Annotated in this window: 21 protein-coding genes and 1 tRNA gene; 14 read left to right on the plus strand and 8 right to left on the minus strand. The window is 64.0% G+C overall.

The window, feature by feature from the left end; all coding sequences use genetic code 11:
* Positions 1–951, plus strand: a complete 951-nt coding sequence (locus N2605_RS31240) for a helix-turn-helix domain-containing protein (RefSeq protein ID WP_260344766.1) — start codon at positions 1–3, stop codon at positions 949–951.
* A gap of 35 nt (positions 952–986) precedes the next feature.
* Here the strand turns inward: N2605_RS31240 and N2605_RS31245 are convergent, their stop codons facing one another.
* The 3 genes from N2605_RS31245 to N2605_RS31255 form a co-directional block, all read right to left on the minus strand.
* A complete protein-coding gene (locus tag N2605_RS31245) occupies positions 987–2600 on the minus strand; it encodes an acyl-CoA synthetase (RefSeq protein ID WP_260344767.1) in 1614 nt (537 codons plus the stop codon).
* A gap of 578 nt (positions 2601–3178) precedes the next feature.
* Positions 3179–4405 (minus strand): ABC transporter substrate-binding protein, encoded by a 1227-nt coding sequence (locus N2605_RS31250; protein ID WP_225111535.1) that lies wholly within the window; start codon positions 4403–4405, stop codon positions 3179–3181.
* Between the two features lie 54 nt (positions 4406–4459).
* Positions 4460–5164: a DJ-1/PfpI family protein gene (locus N2605_RS31255; protein WP_225111534.1), complete on the minus strand. Its 705-nt coding sequence runs from the start codon at positions 5162–5164 to the stop codon at positions 4460–4462.
* A 107-nt stretch (positions 5165–5271) separates the two neighbouring features.
* On the opposite strand from N2605_RS31255, the gene N2605_RS31260 reads away from it, so the two are divergent.
* Entirely contained in the window at positions 5272–6249 is a 978-nt protein-coding gene (locus N2605_RS31260; RefSeq protein ID WP_225126619.1) for a GlxA family transcriptional regulator, read from the plus strand.
* A 66-nt stretch (positions 6250–6315) separates the two neighbouring features.
* Here N2605_RS31260 and N2605_RS31265 read toward each other — a convergent pair whose 3' ends face one another.
* Together N2605_RS31265 and N2605_RS31270 are read right to left on the minus strand one after the other, a co-directional pair.
* Positions 6316–7092, minus strand: a complete 777-nt coding sequence (locus tag N2605_RS31265) for a cyclase family protein (protein ID WP_225139418.1) — start codon at positions 7090–7092, stop codon at positions 6316–6318.
* Positions 7093–7164: 72 nt separating this feature from the next.
* Positions 7165–8154, minus strand: a complete 990-nt coding sequence (locus tag N2605_RS31270; protein WP_260347525.1) for a fumarylacetoacetate hydrolase family protein — start codon at positions 8152–8154, stop codon at positions 7165–7167.
* A gap of 113 nt (positions 8155–8267) precedes the next feature.
* Here N2605_RS31270 and N2605_RS31275 point away from each other — a divergent pair, with 113 nt between their 5' ends.
* Genes N2605_RS31275 through N2605_RS31295 form a run of 5 tightly spaced genes read left to right on the plus strand, consistent with a single transcriptional unit; the run spans position 8268 to position 12233 of the window.
* Positions 8268–9188 (plus strand): ABC transporter substrate-binding protein, encoded by a 921-nt coding sequence (locus N2605_RS31275; protein ID WP_311735344.1) that lies wholly within the window; start codon positions 8268–8270, stop codon positions 9186–9188.
* Positions 9189–9200: 12 nt separating this feature from the next.
* A complete protein-coding gene (locus N2605_RS31280) occupies positions 9201–9905 on the plus strand; it encodes a GntR family transcriptional regulator (protein WP_260344771.1) in 705 nt (234 codons plus the stop codon).
* Entirely contained in the window at positions 9902–10708 is an 807-nt protein-coding gene (locus tag N2605_RS31285) for an ABC transporter ATP-binding protein (protein ID WP_225126626.1), read from the plus strand. Before N2605_RS31280 ends, N2605_RS31285 begins: the two co-directional genes overlap by 4 nt.
* Positions 10705–11469 carry an ABC transporter permease gene (locus N2605_RS31290; RefSeq protein ID WP_109142297.1) on the plus strand — a complete coding sequence of 255 codons (765 nt, stop codon included), beginning with the start codon at positions 10705–10707 and terminating at the stop codon, positions 11467–11469. The genes N2605_RS31285 and N2605_RS31290 overlap by 4 nt, the downstream gene beginning before the upstream one ends.
* Positions 11466–12233: an ABC transporter permease gene (locus N2605_RS31295; protein ID WP_260344773.1), complete on the plus strand. Its 768-nt coding sequence runs from the start codon at positions 11466–11468 to the stop codon at positions 12231–12233. The genes N2605_RS31290 and N2605_RS31295 overlap by 4 nt, the downstream gene beginning before the upstream one ends.
* Before the next feature lie 79 nt (positions 12234–12312).
* Here the strand turns inward: N2605_RS31295 and N2605_RS31300 are convergent.
* Positions 12313–12389, minus strand: a tRNA-Met gene (locus N2605_RS31300).
* Between the two features lie 390 nt (positions 12390–12779).
* Here N2605_RS31300 and N2605_RS31305 point away from each other — a divergent pair.
* Positions 12780–14372, plus strand: coding sequence for a GMC family oxidoreductase (locus tag N2605_RS31305; protein WP_260344774.1), 1593 nt, complete (start codon positions 12780–12782; stop codon positions 14370–14372).
* 205 nt (positions 14373–14577) lie between these two features.
* Here the strand turns inward: N2605_RS31305 and N2605_RS31310 are convergent, their stop codons facing one another.
* Complete coding sequence (locus N2605_RS31310; protein WP_035997156.1) at positions 14578–15339, minus strand: SDR family oxidoreductase; 762 nt, start codon at positions 15337–15339, stop codon at positions 14578–14580.
* A gap of 121 nt (positions 15340–15460) precedes the next feature.
* Between N2605_RS31310 and N2605_RS31315 the strand changes: the two genes are divergently transcribed.
* Positions 15461–15973, plus strand: coding sequence for a CvpA family protein (locus tag N2605_RS31315; protein WP_225187793.1), 513 nt, complete (start codon positions 15461–15463; stop codon positions 15971–15973).
* Positions 15974–16112: 139 nt separating this feature from the next.
* Positions 16113–16895 (plus strand): SDR family oxidoreductase, encoded by a 783-nt coding sequence (locus tag N2605_RS31320; RefSeq protein WP_035997153.1) that lies wholly within the window; start codon positions 16113–16115, stop codon positions 16893–16895.
* 160 nt (positions 16896–17055) lie between these two features.
* On the opposite strand, the gene N2605_RS31325 is transcribed toward N2605_RS31320, so the two are convergent.
* Entirely contained in the window at positions 17056–17532 is a 477-nt protein-coding gene (locus N2605_RS31325) for a DUF3775 domain-containing protein (protein ID WP_035997316.1), read from the minus strand.
* A 125-nt stretch (positions 17533–17657) separates the two neighbouring features.
* Between N2605_RS31325 and N2605_RS31330 the strand changes: the two genes are divergently transcribed.
* The 4 genes from N2605_RS31330 (at position 17658) to N2605_RS31345 (ending at position 21060) form a co-directional block, all read left to right on the plus strand.
* Entirely contained in the window at positions 17658–18506 is an 849-nt protein-coding gene (locus N2605_RS31330) for an MBL fold metallo-hydrolase (protein ID WP_036020963.1), read from the plus strand.
* Between the two features lie 84 nt (positions 18507–18590).
* Entirely contained in the window at positions 18591–19433 is an 843-nt protein-coding gene (locus N2605_RS31335) for a fumarylacetoacetate hydrolase family protein (RefSeq protein ID WP_260344779.1), read from the plus strand.
* A gap of 133 nt (positions 19434–19566) precedes the next feature.
* The gene (locus N2605_RS31340; protein ID WP_260344781.1) at positions 19567–20178 is read left to right on the plus strand and encodes a glutathione S-transferase family protein; all 612 of its coding nucleotides are present in this window, start codon (positions 19567–19569) and stop codon (positions 20176–20178) included.
* Between the two features lie 15 nt (positions 20179–20193).
* Positions 20194–21060: an MBL fold metallo-hydrolase gene (locus N2605_RS31345; RefSeq protein ID WP_225149364.1), complete on the plus strand. Its 867-nt coding sequence runs from the start codon at positions 20194–20196 to the stop codon at positions 21058–21060.
* Positions 21061–21128: the final 68 nt, after the last annotated feature.

The raw sequence follows: 21128 nt of genomic DNA on the forward strand, positions 1-21128 counted from the left end.
ATGACCCAGCCGCAGCTCTCATTCGATGGCGACCCGAACGGTGCGGCCTATGAGCAATGGCGCGAGCAGTTTTGCCGTCAGGTAGCGAACGTCGATTTCGTGCCGGTTGGTGAAGGGCGCGTTCACCGAACCATTGCGCCTGCCATTCTTCCCCGCCTCAGACTCTCGGCCTCGTTCGGCACGCCGATGTCCTTCGTGTCATTGGGAACGAACGACGAGTTGGTGATCACGACGTCGCCCAATTCGGCATTGCGTGGGGCCATGGGGAAACGGCCACTGGAGGTCGCCGCCGGCGACATCACGATCGGCGATCCCTCGATCAAGGGGGCCCAAATCACGCAACTGGCGTATGGTAATTTCCAGACCGCGCTGCTGCCGCGAAAGGCCCTGCTGCGCGCCTGCCCGAATGCCGAGGACCTGATCGCGGGGTCGATCTCCGGCGCCAACCCGATCACATCGATGTTCCTGCGATATTACGATCTCGCGCATGCGCACGCGGACAAGCTCGCGCCGGCGGAGCTCGATGCGGTCTCGCAGCACCTGTTCGACCTCGCCGTCCTGATGCTCGGCGCACGCGGCGATGCCGCCGAAGAGGCTCAATTGCGCGGCCTTGCGGCGGCGCGCTTCGAAGCGCTCAAGTCCGACATCCTGGCGCAGCTGGACAGCCCCGCATTGTCGCTGTCCGACCTTGCAGCCACGCGCCGCATCAGCGCGCGCACGATCCAGTTACTGTTCGAGAAGGCCGGCATCACCTATAGCGGCTTCGTGCTGGAGCAACGATTGCTGCGCGCCGAACGACTGCTGCGAAATCCTGCGATGCGCAGCCGCAAGATCATCGAGATCGCGCACCTCGCCGGATTTCACGACGTCTCTTACTTCCATCGCGCGTTTCGCCGCCGTTTCGGAGCGACGCCCGACGATGTCAGGAAGCTGGCTGGCGAGGCCGAATAGGCGAGTTCGCCGCGACGGTGCCGGAACGGCGCCTGCTACGTCCCAAAGCTCTTCTGCACCGCCTTGTCGAGCGTTTCGCCGCCGACGAAGCGCTGGCGCAGCTCGCGCTTGAGCAGCTTGCCGCTCGGATTCTTCGGCAGGGCGTCCACGAAGATCACGCGCTTGGGCACCTTGAAATGGGCCATATGGCCGGCGCAATGTCTGATGACGGTTTCTTCGTCGAGCTTTGCCCCGGTCTTGACCACGACGATGGCGGTCACCGCCTCGATCCAACGCGGATCGGGCAGGCCGACGACCGCGACTTCGGAGACCTCCGGGATGCGATAGACCATCTCCTCGACCTCGCGGCTGGCGACGTTCTCGCCGCCGGTCTTGATCATGTCCTTGACGCGGTCGACCACGGTGATGTGGCCTTCCTCGTCGACCGTGGCGAGATCGCCGGAATGAAACCAGCCGCCGGTGAATGCCGCTGCGGTCTTGACCGGATCGTTGTAATAGCCGGAGAGCAGATGCGGCGAGCGATGCACGATCTCGCCGACTTCGCCGACCTTGACGTCCTCCATCGCTGTGTTGACGACGCGCGTCTCGACGTTGAGCACGGGCTTGCCGGCGGAGCCGGCCTTGCGGAGCTGATCCTCCGGCCGCAGCACGGTCGCGAGCGGCGCGATCTCGGTCTGGCCGTAGAAATTCCAGAACTTTACGGCCGGCAGCCGGCGCTGCAATTCGAGCAGCACCTCCACCGGCATGATCGAGGCGCCGTAATACCCCTTCTGCAACGTCGACAGATCAGTCTTGTCGAAGTTCGGCGAGCGCAGCATCGCGATCCAGATCGTCGGCGGCGCGAAGAACGAGGTGATCCTGTGCGCCTGGATCAGCGCCAGGATGTTGTCGGCGGTCGGCTTGCCCGTGATCACGCCGGAGGCGCCGAGATAGACCTGCGGACCCAGGAACACATCCAGCTGCGCACAATGATAGAGCGGCAGAGCGTGCAGGAACTTGTCGTCCACGCTCATGCCGCCATCGATGATGCAGCTGACATACTGCCACATCACGGCTTCATGGGTCAGCATCGCGCCCTTGGGCAGCGATTCCGTGCCCGAGGTGTAGACGATCTGCGCGAGATCGCGGCTATCGACCGAGGCGTCCAGGAACGACCCGTCGGGATGCAATAGATCATCGAAGGTGGTGAGGTCGGCAGGCGCCGCGGCCGGATCCTCGCCCGGCAGCCAGATCATCTTCTCGACCGCGCAATCCTTCGCGCTCGCCGCGCGTGCCGGCCCGACGAAATCGGGACCGGTCGCGAGCAGCTTTGCGCCGGAGCTCTTCAGGATGAAGTTGATCTCGTCCGGATTGAGCATGAAGTTGATCGGCACCAGCACCGCGCCGATCCGTGCGGCCGCGAAGCGCAGCGCCGCGAAGACGTGCGAGTTGCGCGAGAGCACGGCGAGGCGATCGCCCTTCCCGACGCCGAGCCCGAGCAGGCCGCGGCCGAGCCGGTTGCAGATCGCATCCATCTCGGCAAAGCTCCAGCTGACATCGCCGCAGCTCACCGCGAGCTTGTTCGGCTCGCGGCCTGCGGAGCGGCGCAGAAGATCGCCGATGGAATGCTCGCGCGCTTTCGAGATGGTGGCTGCGGTGTCGCCGGTCATTTCTTCCCCGTGGAATTTCGCTCGGCTCAACGCTCGCGAGCTTTCGTGTTTCGCGGAACGTAGTCGGCGCTGTCAGCGACGTCAAATTGCACGGGGCAGATCAAAACTCGCGAAAACAACCCCATGCACAGTAGACGGGGGCTGCAAGATCAATGGGTTAGGTGTGGAGCCGGATTGGGTGCGGGTCGGGCAGGCTTTCAGGAGCCAAGAGGCCGAGGAATCGTGGTGACTCGCCTGTCCGGCTCGCCCAAGCGAGCCGAGGCGAATTGGCCGCGATCGTTGCCGCCCATTCCGAATGGGGTCTCTCGCGATTTGCTTCGTCGGGCAAAACAGGAGCATAGTGGCATCATCGCAGGAGGTCGGGCGGGCCGGGATGTGGCGGCGCCTTTCGGCGAGCGAGTTGCGCGGTTGAGGCTCGTCAGGCCTTTTTGTTTTCTCCAACGTTGGCCGATGCACAGTCGGAGTTGGCGCGGTCCAGCACTGTCACCGTGGCGCGGTCCAGCACCGTCACCGTAATGCGCGCCGACCAAGCTCACGATCACGATTATCCATCAGGTCGCGGGATTGGCACTCCAACCTCAATTGCCCCGCTTGACCAGTGGGCATTCACTGTCAGCCAGCGAAGCGTAGACTTCGCCGCTTGGAATTTTCTCGAGCACGTTATAGTACTCCCAGGGTGCCTTGACCTCGGACGGATCCTTCACCTGCACAAGATAGAAGTCGTGCACGAGCTTGCCGTCGTCGCGCAACCTCGCGCCGCGTGCGTAGAAATCGTCGACGGGCGTCGAGCGCATCTTCTCCAGCACTGGATCCGTCGCATCCGTGCCTGCGGCAGCGACTGCTTTCAGATAGTGGCTGACGCCGGAATAGACCGCGGCTTGCGGTGCCGTGGGCATGGCGCTGCGAAGCTTGAAGAAGCGCTGGCCGAACGCCCTGCTCTCGTCATCCAACGCCCAGTACCATGCCGTCAGCGTGGTCAGGCCCTTGGCGGTTTTCGGGCCCATCGCATGAACATCAGTGTCGAACATCAGTTCGGCCACCGGCTTCTGGCTTCCCGTGTTCATGCCGAACTCGTTCCATTGCTTCATCAGGTTGACGAGCTGGTCGCCGGCATTGGCGAAGGCGATCGCCTTGGCGCCGGACGCCTTCGCCTGCAGGATGAAAGAGCTGTAGTCCGCGTTGCCAATAGGGTGATACACCGCGCCGAGCGACTTGCCGCCCGCCGCCGCCAGCACGCGCTGCGATTCCGACACCATGTTCTTGCCGAACGCGTAATCGGCCGCGATGAAGAACCAGGTGTCGTAGCCCTGGCTGACCAGGGTGCGGATCGGTCCCGACACCAGATTGTAGGAATCGTGCAGCCACGCCAGGCCGTTTCGCGAACATTGTTTGCCCGTCAGTTCGGTGGTCGCCACCGCCGAGTAGACCGCAATCTTGTTCTTGTCACGCGCCAGCGACTGGATCGCCAGCCCCACGGCCGAATTGGAGACGTCGGCGACCATGTCGACGCCGTCGACGTCGAACCATTTGCGGACAATGCCGACGCCGATATCGGGCTTGTTCTGGTGATCGGCGGCCAAAATCTCGACATTGATCGACGGCACCAGTTTCTGAAAGTCTTCCGCCGCCATCCTGGCTGCCGCCACGGAGCCCGATCCCGACAGGTCGGACAATGGCCCGGTCTGGTCATTGATAATGCCGATCCGGACCACGCGACCGGAGAGTTCGGCGGCGTGGGTGGGCAGAAAAGATGCGATGAAAGTCCCAACGACGAGAAGCGTAGCGATGCGGCCGTGCCAGTTCATGCGAACACCTTTCCAATAAGGGCGCTTGTGCCTTTCCTCCCTGTCTCGAACAGCTTAAGCCGCCGTTGCTCTCGCCTTGAGTTTAGAAACCGCCTTCTGCACCGCGGCTGCGCGCTTTTGCAGCCAAGGTTCGGCCTCGCGGCGCATGCGGGAAATCAGCTCACGCGGCGCATTCTGCACGGTGATGTCGAACGGCGGCTGCGGCTGATATTCCAGCATCAGCTGGAGGTTTTTTGCAACGTCTTCGCCGCAGAGTTCGGCGGCAACCTGAAAACCGAAATCGATACCGGCGGTGACCCCACCGCCGGAAATGCGGTTGCGGTCGACCACGACGCGTTCGTCGACGGCGATGGCGCCAAACGCAGCAAGCTGGTCGCTCATCAGCCAATGGCAGGCTGACCTGTATCCATCGATGAGGCCCGCGGCGCCGAGGATCAGACAGCCGGCGCAAACTGAGGTGATGTAGCGCGCCGATCCACCCTTGTCGCGAACGAAGGCAATCACCTCGTCATCGTCCATGGTGGCGACTTGTCCCGGACCGCCGCCGATGCAGAACACGTCCAGATCCGGGCAGTCGGCAAAGGTCGTGGTTGGCAGCAGCGGCAGACCGACGTCGCTGACGACGGGCTCGATGCGCTTCCACAGCAGGTGCATGCGGACATTCGGCAGACGGGCAAAAACTTCGAATGGTCCGGTGACGTCCAGTTGCGTCATCCCAGGATAGTACAGAATTCCGATTTCGATCCGCTTGCCGGACATGGAGCCCTCCTAACGTTGGATAACTCATGTTGACAGCGGAGGGCCTTTGCCGAAATGTCATAACACACGCAATTCCTGCCAAGCCTTCCCTGCTCAAGGCGCTGACAATGGCCCGTTCCGCCCCCCGCCGCGTGGTCTTCGTCCTTTTCGACGACTGTCTGCTGCTCGACTTTGCCGGACCGCTACAGGCCTTCGAACTGGCCTGCGAAACGTCGAAAGCGGGGCGCGCGCCCTATGTCTGGCAGATCTGCTCGTTAAAAGGCGGGTCGGTCAAAACCTCGTCCGGTCTGGAGGTGATGACGACCGCCCTCGCTGACTGCGACCACAAGAACATCGACACCCTCATGGTGGGTGGCGGTCCCGGCGTCCATCGCGCCGCTGCAGAAGCCGCGCTGGTCGATTGGTTTCGCCTGGCAGCGCCGAAGGCAAGGCGCGTCTGCTCGGTCTGCACGGGCACATTCATCCTCGCCGCAGCCGGGCTGCTGCGCGGGCGGCGCGCGGTCACCCATTGGGGTTCCTGTGACCTGCTGCGCGCAAAACATCCCGACGTTTCGGTTCAGGTCGACCCGGTCTTCGTGCATGACGGCGGCATCTGGACATCGGCAGGCGTGACGGCCGGCATCGATCTGGCGCTCACGCTGCTGGAAGATGATCTCGGCCATCGCGAGGCCATGCGCATCGCGCGGCGCCTCGTCGTTTTCCTCAAGCGGCCCGGCGGGCAGGCGCAATTCAGCGTGCCGCTGTCAATGCAGGCCTCGGAAGATCGGGCTCTCGAAAAAATTTCGAGCTGGATGCAAGAAAATCTCGGCCGCGATTTGCGTGTCGAAAGTCTCGCCGAACGAGCGGGCATGAGCCCGCGCACCTTCGCGCGCGTGTTTCGCCAGAAGACCGGCCGCACGCCCGCCAAGGCGGTCGAAGAGCTTCGCGTCGAGGCTGCCCGGCGCGCGCTGGAAGAGTCCGCCTCCCCTATCAAGGAAATCGCCGCGCGCGCAGGCTTTCAGAGCGAGGAGCATCTACGCCGCGCGTTCCGCCGCCGCCTGAACGTGCTGCCGCATGACTACCGGGTTCGATTCCATCAAGGGTAGAGACAACAAGCGACGGGCGGGGTGGCTCGACCTTTTGACGCCATGGGCGCCCAACGGGACAATAAGCTACCCCTCCAAAATCGCGACCGCTCGCGTCCATCCCGCCGAGGCTCGCTCGATCTTCACGGGGAAGCATGACACCTTGAAGCCGGTTGGCGGCAGCTGTTCGAGATTGTGCAGCTTCTCGAGATGACAATAGCCGATATGGCGTCCGGCCTTGTGGCCTTCCCAGATCAGGCTGGCGTCTTTCGTCTCGGCATATTTCTTCGCGGTGTGAACGAACGGCGCGTCCCAGCTCCAGCCATCGGTGCCGGTCAGGCGCACGCCGCGCTCGAGCAGGTACATGGTTGCTTCGTAGCCCATGCCGCAGCCCGAGGTGACGTAGTCCTGCCGGCCATATTTGGCGCCGGCGCTGGTGTTGACCACGACGATCTCGAGCGGCCTCAGCTCGTGGCCGATGCGCTTGAGCTCGGCCTCGACGTCTTTGGCCGTCGCGACATAGCCGTCCGGCAAGTGCCGGAAGTCGAGCTTCACGCCGGGCTGGAAGCACCATTCCAACGGCACCTCGTCGATGGTCCAGGACCGCTCGCCGCGATTCATGGTCGGGTGAAAATGCCAGGGCGCATCGAGATGCGTGCCGTTGTGGGTGGAGAGACTGACCTGCTCCACCGCCCAGCCCTGGCCATCAGGCAGATCCTCGGCCTTCAGTCCATCGAAGAACTGCAGCATGCGCGGCAGGCCCTGCTGATGATTGATGTACTGGATCGTCGGATGATTGCCAGGCGGGTCGGCCGGCACGTCGTTCTGGAGGGGGACGGAGATGTCGATCAGCTTGCTCGTCATGGCGCTTCCTCGTTGATTGTTCTCGTTGGCGGCAGTCAGGCGTCGCTTCAAGCGCGCCTTCAGACGCCCCCTTCAGGTTTCTTGCCGCTCGACGCGATTCTTCAAAATGCCGATCTTCTCGACCTCTAGCTCGATCGTATCGCCATGCTCGAGAAACCAGCCGAGCTCGAGGCCGCAGCCATTGCCGACCGTACCGGAGCCGATGAATTCACCGGGCATCAGCGTCTCGTCCTGGCTGACGTGGGCGATGATCTCCTCGAACGAAAACAGCATGCCCTCGCTCACGCCTTTCGAGCGGGTCTCGCCGTTGACGCGCGCTTCCATCTTCAGCTTGTAGGGATCACCGATCTCGTCCGGTGTCACGATCCAGGGCCCCATCACGTTGCCGCCGTCAAAACTCTTGCCCTTGGCAGGGCCGAGCCGTCCCTCCATCTCGATGCGCTGGGCGTCGCGCGCGGAGAAATCATTGAAGATGGTGTAGCCGAAGATGTGATCCTTGGCTTTCGCGGCGGAAATGTTCGCGCCCTTGTTCTTGGTGATGATCCCGAATTCGAGCTCGTAGTCCATCACCTTGCTGTAGCGCGGCCATTTCACTGTGGTGTTGGTGCCGCGGACGCTGAAGCGGTTGGTGATGTAGAAGATCGGCTGCTTGCGATAGACCTCGGGCAATTCGCCGAGCGGCTCGGCGTCGATGCGCGCCAACTCTGCCATGTCGCCCTTGGCACGCGCGGCGAGCTTCAGCTGCCCGCGCGGCGCTTGCAGGATGTGCAAGGGGAACGACATGCCGTCGCGCATTTGCCTCGGCTCCGGCACCGGCGCGAGGATGTCGACGGTGGTGACCGCCGCCGACAGCGTCGCGTCCTGACCGTGCTTGTCCAGCAGAGCCCGGGCCCGATCCAGCGCGCGGGGCCCGGCGTCGATCAGCGCCAGCATCGAGCCGAAGGCCGGATCGGCCCCGCCGTCCCGTGCGGCCGCGGCAACGAGGTCGAACACCTGGCTGTCGTTGCTGTGGACGGCTCCGATCTTCTCCTGACCGGCCGATCTGAATGTTGCGAGCTTCACCTTGGGCACCCCTTGTCATCGTTTCGAATATATGATCAGATAAAATATCGATAAACAAGAACGAAAAATATAAAATGAGGAGGAGCGCAGTGGGGCGAACGCAGATCACAGCGATGTTGGCAGGTCTCGTGTTGGGGATGTCTGCTGGCTTGACGGCACCCGCGCTGGCGCAGGCCAAGATCCAGATCGGCTGCACCGCGACCTCCGACTGCGCCTCGGCCATGGTCGCGGTCGACGAAGGAATCTTCAAAAAGCACGGGCTGGAGGTCGAGATGACGCCGATCGCGATCAACTCCAACATCCCGGCGGCGATCCTGTCGAATTCGATTCAGGTCGGCGGCCCCACCTCCACCGTCTTCTTGCAAGCCGTGGACGGCGGCCTCGACCTCGTCGCGATCGCCGGCGCCTCGGTCATGAACCCGACCTCCAACACCGCGATCGCGGCCTTCGTCCGCAACGGCATCACCATCAAGGATCCCAAGGATTTCATCGGCAAGAAGGTCGGCGCGCCCGGCCTGAACGCCTTCCTGCACGTACTCTTCGTGAAATGGCTGGTCGAGAAAGGCGTCGATCCCAAAAGCGTCAATTTCGTCGAGGTCACCTTCCCGACCATGGCTGACATCATCAAATCAGGCGGCGTCGATGCGGTGCTCACGGCCGAACCGTTCGTCACGCGCATGAGCAATGCGGGGCTCGGCTCGGTTGGCGCGCGGTACGGCGCCGAGCTCGGCCGCACCGATCCGATCATCTTCTATGCCGCATCGCGCGACTGGGCGGAGAAGAATGTGGCCACCGTGAAGAAGTTTCGCGAGGCCGTCGCGGAGGCCGCCGCGATCGTCAACAGCGACCGCGAGAAGGCCTCGGCCTCGATCGCCAAGTTCACCAAGCAGCCGCTCGATCTCGTCAAGGCGACGCCGCCGAACCAGTCCGAGCCGAACCTCAAGCCGCAAAACCTCAGCTGGTGGATCGAGGTGATGTCGTCGCAGAAGATGCTGCAATCGAAGCTCGACACCGCGAAACTGGTGCTGAACTAAGGGATATCGACGATGCCAGCTCCCGAGCGCACTCTCGAACGCCTGCCGACGGAAGCCGGCACCTTGAGCGAGCGTGCCGCAAACCTCATCGAGCAGGACATCCTGGCGGGAGATCTCGCACCGGGATCGCGCCTGGGCATCCTCGACCTCGTGCAACGTTACGATATCGGCGCCACGCCCCTGCGCGAAGGCCTTTCGCGGTTGATGTCGCGCGGCCTCATCGTCGGCATCGGCCAGCGCGGCTTCCGCGTCGCCGAGGTCAGCCGCGAGGATCTCGCCGACATCACCTGCATGCGGACGGCGGTCGAGATCGAGGCGGTCAGGCTGGCGATCCTGCACGGCGATGCTGCCTGGGAGGCCGGCATCATCAGCGCGCTGCATCAGATGCGCCGACACATCGAGCGCACCGGCGACGAATTCCGCGAGGGCGCGGCGGAGTTCGACCGGCTGCACAAGGGCTTCCACACCGCGCTGCTCGCCGCCTGCGGCTCGCGGCGCATGCTGGCCGCCCACTCCGACCTCTACGACCAGGCCTACCGCTACCGCCGCGTGATGATGGGCGCCATCGACAGCGGCGAGAGATTCATCCGCAGTCACCAGATGCTCGCCGACCTCGTGCTCGCCCGCGACGTGGCCGCCGCGCAAAAAATGCTGGCGGCGCATCTGCACTCGACCATCGATTTCGTCTATCCGCAGGTGAGCGGGGAACAATCATGAGCGTCGTTGCAAGGCTCATTGAGGCGCGCGCCGCGCGGCGGCAGAAACCGCTGATCGCGTTCAATGCCGCGACGCTGCGGCTCGGCGGCAAGACCATCATCGAGAATCTCGATCTTCAGGTGCGGCCGGGCGAATTCCTCTGCATCGTCGGCGCCTCCGGCTGCGGCAAGACCACGGCGCTGCGGCTCGCCGCAGGTCTCTATCGCCCCACGAGCGGCGCGGTGACGTTTGACGGCGAAGAGATCACCGAGCCGCGGCGTGAGGTCGCGATCGTGTTCCAGGATTACGGCAAGGCGCTGTTGCCGTGGCGGACCGCGGCCGGAAACATCTCGCTGGCGCTGGAAGCCTCGCGCGTGCCGGCGCGCGAACGCGGCGCACGCATCGAGGCGCTGCTGCGGAAGGTCGGACTGCCCGGTCATGCCGACAAATATCCGACCGAGATGTCCGGGGGCATGCAGCAGCGCCTGCAGATCGCGCGCTGCCTTGCGCAGGAGCCGACCACCCTGCTGATGGACGAGCCGTTCGGCGCGCTGGATGCGATGACGCGGCAGGGCTTGCAGGACGAGGTCCTGTCGCTGACGCAGGCGAGCGAGACCACCGTGATCTTCGTGACCCACGATCTCGACGAGGCGATCTATCTCGGCGACCGCGTCATCGGCCTCTTGCCGCATCCGGGCCGGATCGGGATCGAGCTCGACGTCGACCTGCCGCGTCCGCGCGACCAGCTCGCCACCCGCGAGCATCCGGAATTCCTGCGGCTGCGCCGGCAATTGTTCGACTTCATCAAGGCGACCGAGCATTGAGCCTCGATCGCACCAAGCCCTTGCTGCTGCCGCTGGCGCTGGTGCTGGCGTTTGAGCTCTGGGCGCGCCTCACCCATCTGCAAAGCGACAGCCTGGCGCCGCCGAGCGCAATCCTCGCGGCGCTGGCCACGGCGCTCGCCGATCTCTCGATTCCGATCGCGACCCGCGACACGCTGTTCGCCGCCTTTGCGGGCCTTTCCATCGGCAGCGCCATCGGGCTTGCGCTCGGCATCGCCTTCGGCATTTCGCGTCCCCTCGACCGGCTGATGGAGGTGACGGTCGAGGCGATCCGCCCGATTCCCTCGATCGCGCTGCTGCCGATTGCGTTGATCGCGCTCGGCTTCGGCTACCGGATGGAGATCGTGATCGTGGCGTTCGCCTGCGTCTGGCCGATGCTGATCATGACCCGCAGCGCGGTGCGTAGCATCGAGCCGCGATTGATGGAAGTGTCGCGGGCCTTGCGGCTGAGCGCGCCGCAACGGATCGCGAAGATCGTGATCCCGGCCGCACTGCCGCGGATCTTCGTCGCCTTCCGCCTGTCGGCCGGGATCGCCCTGATCGTCGCGGTCACCGTCGAGATCGCCATCAACCCGATCGGCTTGGGTGCCGGCATCATGCTGGCACAGCAGGCCCTGCGCGCCGACCTGATGCTCGCCTATCTCGTCTGGATCGGCGCGATCGGCTACGCGCTGAACATGCTGTTGATCGCCGCCCAGCGCCGTCTGTTCGGCCGTGCCGCGCTCGCCGGAGACAATCCATGAAGCGCGCCGCGATCCTCTGGCGTGTCGCAAGCGCCCTCGTCGCGGCCGGCTTCATCGCGGCGTGGCAACTCGTCGCCAATCTGAAGCTAGTGTCGCCGGTGTTCCTGCCCGGTCCGGACCGCGCCTGGGCCGCTTTGGTGCGCGGCTTTTCCAGCGGCGATCTCGCGGGCAAGCTCATCGGCACGCTGGAGCACATGGCCTATGGCTGGTTCGCCGCCTCGATCGCCGGCATTGCGCTTGGCGCGCTGATCGGCTCGTCCAAGATGATGCGCGCCTATGTCGCGCCGTCGCTGGAATTCTTAAGGCCCCTGCCGGTCTCGGCGATCATCCCGGTCGCAATCGCGATGCTCGGGCTGACGCAAGGCATGGCGCTGTTCGTGATCGCCTTCGGCGCGATCTGGCCGATCATGCTCGCCACCATTCACGGCTTTGCCGCCGTCGAGCCGCGGCTCTATGAGGTCGCCCGCTCGCTGCAGATGTCGCGCACCGCAATCATCGCCAAGATCGCCCTGCCCTCGGCATTGCCGGATATTCTCGCGGGCATGCGGCTCAGCCTGACGGTTGCGCTGATCCTCTCGGTCGTCTGCGAGATCCTGGCCGGCCTCGACGGCCTTGGTCACTGGGTGCTGCTCTCGGCACGCGCGTTCCGGTCCGCCGACCTCTTCGCCGGCGTCATCCTGCTCGGCGCGACCGGATATTTGACGTCGATTGCGATGTCACTGGTCGAGCAGCGGCTACTCGCCTGGCAGACCGCGGCGAGGTAGCGCGGCGATCCCATCGCCAAAACAAAAACGGCCCGCTTCGCGCGGGCCGTTTCCGTCTCGGATCCGGTCAATCCGAATTTGGTTGCGGGGATAGGATTTGAACCTATGACCTTCAGGTTATGAGCCTGACGAGCTACCGGGCTGCTCCACCCCGCGTTAAAGCTTTGCGTGCCTTCGGTTAAATCCTGGGGACGGTCGGTTGAGGCCGGCGCTGGTCGCGCTGGCTTTCCACTTCCGTCCCAAAGGCTTCCTTGGAAGGCGACCCGAGGGGCAATGCCCGTCGGGTGCGGTGGGTATGTATCAAGGCGGACTGCCTTTGGAAAGGGCTGCGGGAACGTTTTTTTCGACTTCATGACAGGGGAATCGACGAGTTTCCGCGCCGTTCCGCGCGCTCTTGCCAGAAGTTCCACAAACGGCCAGCCTGCGGCAACAAGATTAAGGCCGAAAACGCCGGGGTGCCGTTCCGGGAGGCGAAGCGAACCTCGAGATTCCGGGTTCGCGCTTCGCGCGCCCCAGAATGACGGTAAACGGGGGGGGGAAACAACATTGACCGACACATTCGATTTCGTCGTCGTGGGCGCGGGCTCGGGCGGCTGCACAATTGCGGGGCGGCTGTCGGAGGATGCGGGCACATCCGTCGCGCTGCTTGATGCAGGGGGACGCAACGACACCTGGCGGATCACCACGCCCTTCGGGCTCGCGTTGCCCTATGCCGCGGCCAACTGGGCCTTCGATACCGTGCCGCAGAAGGGATTGAACGGCCGCATCGGCTATCAGCCGCGCGGCAAGGGCCTCGGCGGGTCCTCGGCGATCAACGCCATGGTCTATATCCGCGGCCACAAATGGGATTACGACCATTGGGCCGCGCTCGGCAATGCCGGCTGGTCGTATGCGGACGTGCTGCCCTACTTCAAGCGCTCGGAAGACAACGCCGATTTCGACGGCGAGTATCACGGCAAGGGCGGACCGCTGCATGTCAACCGGCTGCGCTCGGACAATCCGATCCATGACGTCTTCCATCAGGCCGCGCGCGAGGCGCAGTTCCGCATCCGCGAGGACTTCAATGCCGAGGACCATGAAGGGCTCGGCAGCTACCAGGTGACGCAGCGGGGCGGCGAGCGCTGGAGCGCGGCGCGCGCTTATGTGGCTCCTCATCTCGGCAAGCGGCCGAATCTGCGGGTCGAGACGGGAGCGCAGGCAACGAAGATCCTGTTCGAAGCAGGGCGCGCCGTCGGCATCGAATATGTGCAGGGCGGGCAGACAAGGCAGCTGCGCGCCCGCCGCGAGGTGATCCTCGCCGCCGGCGCCTTCCAGTCGCCGCAGCTATTGATGCTGTCGGGCATTGGCGATGGCGATGCGCTTGCCGCCCACGGCATCGACGTCGTGCATCACCTGCCTGGCGTCGGGCGCAATCTGCAGGACCATCCGGACTTCGTGTTCGTCTACGCCTCCGACTATCCGCACTTCGTTCACGCCTCGATCAGTCGGTTGCCATCCCTGCTGCGCGGTATCCAGCGATATCGCCGCGAGCGGCGCGGCGTGATGACCACCAAATTCGCCGAGTGCGGCGGCTTCCTGAAAACCCGGCCTGATCTCGACGTACCTGATATCCAGCTCCACTTCGTCATCGCGATGCTCGACGACCACGGCCGCAAGAAACACAAGGAGGCGGGCTTCTCATGCCATTTTTGTCTGCTCAGGCCGAAGAGCCGCGGCAGCATTTGGCTGAAAAGCGCCGATCCGCTCGCAACGCCGATGATCGACCCGAACTTTCTGGGCGAGGCGGAGGATCTCGAGGCGATGGTCGCCGGCTTCAAGACGACGCGGCGACTGATGGAGACGCCTGCGATGCGGGCGCTGCAGAAGAAGGACATGTTCACATCCGACGTGAAGACGGACGAGGACATCCGCGCCATTCTGCGCGCGCGTGTCGACACCGTCTATCACCCCGTCGGCACCTGTAAGATGGGCACCGACGCGATGGCCGTGGTCGATCCGGCGTTGAAGGTGCATGGCATCGGAGGATTGCGCGTGGTCGACGCCTCGATCATGCCGACGCTGATCGGCGGCAACACCAATGCGCCGACCATCATGATCGGGGAGAAGGCGGCGGATATGATCCGTGGAGAGATGCGCTAAGTCGTTTTCCGTCATTGCGAGCGCAGCGAAGCAATCCAGAGTCTTTCCGCGGTGGGATTCTGGATTGCTTCGCTACGCTCGCAATGACGACGCGGATAGAGCGACGCGTGTACTCGCCGTCTCGAATCGCGGAGGCTCGCCCTCACCCGGAATTTGCTTTCGCAAATTCCGGCCTCTCCGCACGCGGGAAGAGGCGAAGACACGTTCAACTCAGCAGGAACCCGCCGTCCACGGTCACCACGCTCCCCGTCATGTAGCGCGACGCATTCGACGCCAGCAGCAGAATCGCGCCGTCGAGATCGGACTCGGCGCCGACGCGGCGTTGCGGGATGCGCTTGGCGAGGCGCTCGCCTGCCGGCGTCGACCAGAAGGCGTGGTTCATCTCGGTATCGATATAGCCGGGCGCAAGCGCGTTGATGCGGATGTTCTGGCCCGCGAGCTCGAGCGCCATCGCTCTCGTCGCCTGGATGATGCCGGCCTTGGAGATCGCGTAAGGCGAGAGCGCCTTCAAGACGCCAGTGCCGAGCACGGAGGCGATGTTGACGATGTTGCCCGGCTGCTTGCGCGCGATCATGCGCCGCGCCACTTCGGTTGCGAGGAAATAGGCGCCTTTGAGATTGGCACCAATGACGGCGTCCCAATCCGCCTCGGTCTGCTCGGTCGCGAGCTTCTCGATGGCGATGCCGGCATTGTTGATCAGCACGGTGACGGGGCCGAGCGCGGCCTCAGCGGCATCGACCGCCTTGGCGATCGAGGCAGTGTCGGTGACGTCGAGCGCGACCGCCGCGGCGCGGCCGCCCTTGCCGCGGATCTCCTCTTCCAGGCCCTTCAATTTGTCGGTCTGCCGCGCAGCGAGCGCCACGGCCGCACCATGCGCCGCCAGCACCCGGGCAAATTGCCGGCCGAGCCCCTGGCTCGCACCCGTGACGAGGATGGTTTCTTTACTGACGTCGAATAGGTCTGACATGACGCGTTCCTTGGACGGTTCCTTTAAGCTTTGGAGCCACCAATACAGACGATTTTAGCGATCTGAAACCGGAATGATCGGCTCGGCGTTCATTCGTTCCGTCGAGGCAGGGCTTTCGCGCATGAACAGTTTCGATCTCGCCGTCTATGCCGCGCTGGCAGTCGCGGTCGGCTTGGGGTTCAGGACCGGGCTGCTACGCAGCGCCATGACCATCCTCGCCTATCTGCTCGCCGCCCCGATCGCGGTGGCGCTGATGCCGCTGATCGCACCGCAGATCGCCGGCAATCCGAACTCGCCGCTGCTGCAGAACTGGATCTGGTTCTTCGCCATCTTCGTGGTCGTCGGCATGCTGTTCGGCCATATCGGCCGCATCGCGCTGAACGACACGATCGGCGAGGCCGGCATCGGCGACCGGCTCGGCGGCGCGACGCTCGGCGCCGTCAGGGTCGGCCTCGTCGCCACTACCTTGGTGCTGGTGTTTGATCAGATCGTGCCGACGAACCGCCAGCCGCCCTTCCTCGCCGGCTCGCATCTGCGGCCGCTGTTCTCGACCGCGGGCCAGATGGGCTTCAAGTCGCTGCCGCCGGAGGCTGCCGCCGCAATCGACCGCCTCAAGCAGGAGCGGCGGATCTAGTCCAGATCATGCCCGCGCATTTGCATCGCCGCAGCGCACGCCATGCATTTTGGTGCGGGCCGATCCCTTATCAGCGGCATCACAGTTGGCTAATGTAGCCGCCGTCCAAAACCTGCCTGACATTTACGGGAGTGAAACAGTGGATCTTGGGATCAAAGGTCGCCGCGCCATCGTCTGTGCATCCAGCAAGGGCCTCGGGCGCGCCTGCGCCTTCTCGCTGGCGGAGGCCGGCGTTGACGTCACGCTGACCGCGCGCGGCGCTGATGCGCTGAAGAAGACCGCCGACGAGATCCGCAAGGCCTATCCCGACGTGACGGTCACCGAGATCGTCGGCGACATCACGACGCCGGCGGGCCGCGAGGCGGTGCTGAAGGCCTGCCCCGAGCCCGACATCCTGATCAACAATGCCGGCGGCCCGCCGCCCGGCGATTTCCGCAACTGGACCCGAGACGACTGGATCAAGGCGATCGACGCCAACATGCTGACCCCGATCGAGCTGATCAAGGCGACGGTCGACGGCATGATGGCACGCAAGTTCGGCCGCATCGTCAACATCACTTCGGCCGCGGTGAAGGCGCCGATCGACATTCTCGGCCTCTCCAATGGCGCGCGCGCCGGCCTCACCGGCTTCATCGCCGGCCTGTCGCGCAAGACGGTGATCAACAACGTCACCATCAACGGCTTGCTGCCGGGCCCGTTCGAGACCGATCGCCTGACCAGCACCGCGAAGGGCGAAGCCGACAAGCGCGGTGTCACACCGCAGCAGATCCTGGCCGAGCGCGCCAAGCTCAACCCCGCGGGGCGCTTCGGTCAGCCCGACGAATTCGGCTATGCCTGCGCCTTCCTGTGCGGCGCCAAGGCCGGCTTCATCACCGGACAGAACATTCTGCTGGATGGTGGCGCGTTCCCGGGGACGCTGTAGTCGCGTTTGCAGATGTACTCCCTCGCCCCGTTCTTACGGGGGAGAGGGTTGGGGTGAGGGGCTCTCTCCGCAAGCACGGTGACAGTCGGACTCGCGGAGACTCCCCCTCACCCGGCGCTTCGCGCCCACCTCTCCCCGCAAGCGGGGCGAGGTAAAATCATCACCGCTGCTTGGTCGGCTCGTCCTCATCCTGCTGGCTCGGAGCGGAGGAATCGGCGGTGGTGCGCTCATCGGTCCAGTCGATGCCGAATTCGTCGAGCCCGTTCGCGAGCAGATCGCCCAGCATGGGCTCGCCGAGCAGATAGTGCACCGTTTCGCGGCGTGGGCTGCCATATTCACGGCGCGCCTCCGACGCGCGGGCGCGCAGATCGTCCCAGTCATCGATCGTGCCATCGCCGCGTCCGAGCCAGGTCAGCGCGACGAGATCGAGCTGCTCGTCCTCGTTCAGGGCGATCATGAAGCTTCCGAGCTCCTGGACGACAGGATCGGAGCCATCGTCGTCGAGGACGTCCATCATATCGTCGTCGGCCGCGTTCGAGCCGGAGTCCGGATCAGAAGCCCCCTCCTTGACGTCGAATTCGCGCGCCTTCTCGATGATAAAGGCGACCTTTTCCGCGGAAATCGCAAGCTCTGGCATGGCGTCCTCTTCGGCTAGCATCCAGTTCCCCGCGATAACGCCACATCACCTCAGATGATCCATTGCGCCCGATGGCAGAAAACGTGCATGTTCCAGCGCAAGAGCAAGAAAATGGGAGGCGGCGGATGCAGTGGAAGGTCGGCAAGGTCAGGATCACGAAATTCGTCGAAATGGAGACGGTCGGCTCGACCCGCTTCATCCTGCCGGCAGCCACCCATGACGAGATCCAGAAGCTGCCCTGGCTGATCCCGCATTTCGCCACCGACGAAGGCCGGCTGAAAATGTCGATCCACTCGCTGGTGGTGGAGACGCCGACGCGCCGGATCGTGGTGGACACCGGCCTCGGCAACGACAAGCAAGGCCGCGGCGTCCCCACCTGGAACAACCGCAGCACACCCTTTCTGGAGACCATGACCGCGGCGGGGTTTCCGCCTGACAGCATCGACACCGTGCTGTGCACGCATCTTCACGTCGACCATGTCGGCTGGAATACGCGGCTGGTTGACGGCCGATGGGTGCCGACGTTCCCGAAGGCGCGCTATGTTTTCGGCAGGACCGAATATGATCATTGGCGTGATTACACGGCCGAGCCGGACAAGGTCGCGGTGTTCAACGACTCCGTGAAGCCAGTGGTCGATGCCGGCCAGGCCGATCTGGTTCCGAGTGACCATCGGCTTTGCGAGGAGATCGAAATGATCCCAACTCCCGGTCACAGCCCGGGGCACATGAGCGTCCTGATCGAGTCCGACGGCGAGCAGGCGCTTCTGACCGGCGACGTTGCCCATCATCCCTGCCAGATGGCCCATCTCGACTGGTGCTCGACTGTGGATACTGATCCCGCGCGTTCGGCGGCAAGCCGGCATGCGGTGTTCTCGCGCTTTGCCGACACACCCACACTGGTGATCGGCGGTCATTATTCCGCCGGACATATCAAGCGAGACGGCGACGCATTCAGGTTCGTGGCGCTGGGGTGATGCCCGTTTTGGGCGGTTGAATTTCCCGCCGCCCTGTTCCATGAAGCAGTTAACCGATCGGTCCATTCCCAGGGAGAAACGAGAATGAAGCTTGTTCGTTATGGCGAGAAGGGTGCGGAAAAGCCCGGCCTGATCGACAGATCCGGCCAGTTGCGCGACCTGTCGGCGCATCTGAAGGACCTCACCGGCGAGGCCTATTCGCCTGAATCCCTGAAGAAGCTGGCCGCGCTCGATCCCGCCTCGCTGCCCGCCGTCTCCGGCAAGCCCCGGTTCGGCGCCCCCGTCACCGGTATCTCGAAATTCGTCGCGATCGGCCTCAACTATTCCGACCATGCCAAGGAGACCGGCGCCGAGATTCCGAGCGAGCCGATCATCTTCATGAAGGCCAATACCTCGCTGTCGGGCCCGAATGATCCCGTCGAGAAGCCGCGCGGCTCGACCAAGCTCGACTGGGAGGTCGAGATCGCCGCCATCATCGGCACCCGCGCCAAATACGTCTCGGAAGCCGACGCGCTGAACCACGTCGCCGGCTATTGCGTGTGCAACGACGTCTCCGAGCGCGCCTTCCAGATCGAGCGCCTCGGCCAGTGGACCAAGGGCAAGTCGCACGACACGTTCGGCCCGCTCGGGCCGTGGCTCGCCACCAAGGACGAGATCAAGGACGTGCAGAACCTGTCGATGTGGCTCGACGTCAACGGCCAGCGCCGCCAGACCGGCTCGACCAAGACCATGATCTTCTCGATGGCCAAGTGCATCTCCTATGTCTCGCAGTTCATGACGCTCCTGCCCGGCGACGTCATCACCACGGGCACCCCACCCGGCGTCGGCCTCGGCATGAAGCCGCCGACCTTCCTCAATGTTGGCGACGTCGTCACGCTCGGCATCGAAGGCCTCGGCGAGCAGCGCCAGGAGATCGTGTCGGCGTAAGCCTCCGCCCTCTCGCCGTCATTGCGAGCGAAGCGAAGCAATCCAGAATCCCTCCGCGGCAACACTCTGGATTGCTTCGTCGCTTCGCTCCTCGCAATGACGAAACAAAACGTTCATTTGTGGGATACTCTCCATGAAGCTCACCTTCTCCCCCGCCTCGCCCTTTGCCCGCAAGGTGCGCATTGCTGCGATCGAGCTCGGGCTGATCGACAAGATCGAATTCGTGCCAGCAAGCGTGACGCCGGGCACGGCCAACGAGGACTATTCGAAGATCACGCCGCTGAAGAAGCTGCCGGTGCTGATCACCAATGACGGCGAGGTGATCCTGGATTCCTATGTCATCGTGGAATATCTCAACGAGATCGCCGGCGGCAGCCTGATCCCGGATTACGGCCCGCGGCGCTGGAAAGCCAAGACCAATCACTCGCTGATCAACGGCATGCTCGATTCCATGCTGCTGTGCCGCTACGAGAAGATGGTGCGGCCGCAGGGCCTGCAATGGCAGGCCTGGTCGGACGACCACTGGAACAGGGCCTGGACCGGCATGGCGCGCTTCGAGAACATGCCTGACGTGCTGAACGGCCCGTTCGACATCTCGCAGATCGGCCTCGTTTGCGTGCTCGGCTATGCCGACTTCCGCTTCGCCGATTGCGGCTGGCGTAAGGCCTTTCCGAAGCTCGACGCATTCCACCAGAAGATGCTGGAGCGGCCCTCCGTCAAGATCTCGGTGCCGCCAGCGGCATAAGTCTCGGGAGTTCTCATGAGCCTCAGATTCTCGGTCGGCGATCTCACCATCCATCGCATCATCGAGCAGGAGACCTCGTTCGTCCCGGCGCTGGAGATGCTGCCTGGACTGACGCCGGACGTGCTGGCCGAGAACCGGGCTTGGATGCGCGAGGCGAAGGCACTGGACGATGAGGATGTGCTGCTGCTGTGCTTCCAGTCCTACGTGGTGAAGACGCCGCACCACACCATCCTGGTCGACAGCTGCATCGGCAACGACAAGCCGCGGCCGCGGCCGAAATGGAACATGAAGACCGACGACACCTATTTGCGCGGCCTCGGCGCCGCGGGGTTTTCGGTCGACGACATCGACTTCGTGATGTGCACGCATCTGCATGTCGATCACGTCGGCTGGAATACGCGGCTTGAGAACGGCCGCTGGGTGCCGACCTTCCCCAAGGCGCGCTATTTGTTCGCCAAGCAGGAATTCGATCACTGGTCCGCGCAGAACGAGAAGACGGAGATCCCGCCATTCGTCGACAGCGTGTTGCCGGTGGTCGAGGCCAACAGGCACGAGCTCGTCGGCAACGACCACGAGATCGGCGACCACGTCCGCATCCTGCCGACACCGGGTCACACGCCGGGCCATATCGCCATCACGATGGGCCGCGGCAAGGACGATGCGGTGTTCTCGGGCGATCTCATGCACTCGCCGCTGCAGACGCTCTATCCGGAGCTGTCGATCAAGTTCGACGTCGATCCGGCCGAAGCCGCGAAAACGCGCCGCAGCTTCCTGGAACGCTATTGCGACACCGACACGCTGTGCTGCACCGCGCATTTCCCCTCGCCGTCGGTCGGGAAGATCAGGAGCAAGGGCAACGCGTTCGAATGTGTGGCGGTTTAGTCTGGCTGTCGTAGGGTGGGTTAGCTCTGCGGCTGCGCGAAGCGCAGACGCCGAGCGTAACCCACCAC

Source organism: Bradyrhizobium yuanmingense (genome assembly GCF_025200905.1).
Taxonomy (GTDB): domain Bacteria; phylum Pseudomonadota; class Alphaproteobacteria; order Rhizobiales; family Xanthobacteraceae; genus Bradyrhizobium; species Bradyrhizobium yuanmingense.

Bases quoted from the DNA above. Each gene is read 5' to 3' on its own strand.
- N2605_RS31325 (WP_035997316.1), bottom strand. From the start codon at position 17,532: ATGCCAGAGCTTGCGATTTCCGCGGAAAAGGTCGCCTTTATCATCGAG.
- N2605_RS31295 (WP_260344773.1), top strand. From the start codon at position 11,466: ATGAAGCGCGCCGCGATCCTCTGGCGTGTCGCAAGCGCCCTCGTCGCG.
- N2605_RS31265 (WP_225139418.1), bottom strand. From the start codon at position 7,092: ATGACGAGCAAGCTGATCGACATCTCCGTCCCCCTCCAGAACGACGTG.
- N2605_RS31255 (WP_225111534.1), bottom strand. From the start codon at position 5,164: ATGTCCGGCAAGCGGATCGAAATCGGAATTCTGTACTATCCTGGGATG.
- N2605_RS31260 (WP_225126619.1), top strand. From the start codon at position 5,272: ATGGCCCGTTCCGCCCCCCGCCGCGTGGTCTTCGTCCTTTTCGACGAC.
- N2605_RS31275 (WP_311735344.1), top strand. From the start codon at position 8,268: ATGTTGGCAGGTCTCGTGTTGGGGATGTCTGCTGGCTTGACGGCACCC.
- N2605_RS31345 (WP_225149364.1), top strand. From the start codon at position 20,194: ATGAGCCTCAGATTCTCGGTCGGCGATCTCACCATCCATCGCATCATC.
- N2605_RS31245 (WP_260344767.1), bottom strand. From the start codon at position 2,600: ATGACCGGCGACACCGCAGCCACCATCTCGAAAGCGCGCGAGCATTCC.
- N2605_RS31340 (WP_260344781.1), top strand. From the start codon at position 19,567: ATGAAGCTCACCTTCTCCCCCGCCTCGCCCTTTGCCCGCAAGGTGCGC.
- N2605_RS31310 (WP_035997156.1), bottom strand. From the start codon at position 15,339: ATGTCAGACCTATTCGACGTCAGTAAAGAAACCATCCTCGTCACGGGT.
- N2605_RS31250 (WP_225111535.1), bottom strand. From the start codon at position 4,405: ATGAACTGGCACGGCCGCATCGCTACGCTTCTCGTCGTTGGGACTTTC.
- N2605_RS31285 (WP_225126626.1), top strand. From the start codon at position 9,902: ATGAGCGTCGTTGCAAGGCTCATTGAGGCGCGCGCCGCGCGGCGGCAG.
- N2605_RS31240 (WP_260344766.1), top strand. From the start codon at position 1: ATGACCCAGCCGCAGCTCTCATTCGATGGCGACCCGAACGGTGCGGCC.
- N2605_RS31330 (WP_036020963.1), top strand. From the start codon at position 17,658: ATGCAGTGGAAGGTCGGCAAGGTCAGGATCACGAAATTCGTCGAAATG.
- N2605_RS31315 (WP_225187793.1), top strand. From the start codon at position 15,461: ATGAACAGTTTCGATCTCGCCGTCTATGCCGCGCTGGCAGTCGCGGTC.
- N2605_RS31335 (WP_260344779.1), top strand. From the start codon at position 18,591: ATGAAGCTTGTTCGTTATGGCGAGAAGGGTGCGGAAAAGCCCGGCCTG.
- N2605_RS31280 (WP_260344771.1), top strand. From the start codon at position 9,201: ATGCCAGCTCCCGAGCGCACTCTCGAACGCCTGCCGACGGAAGCCGGC.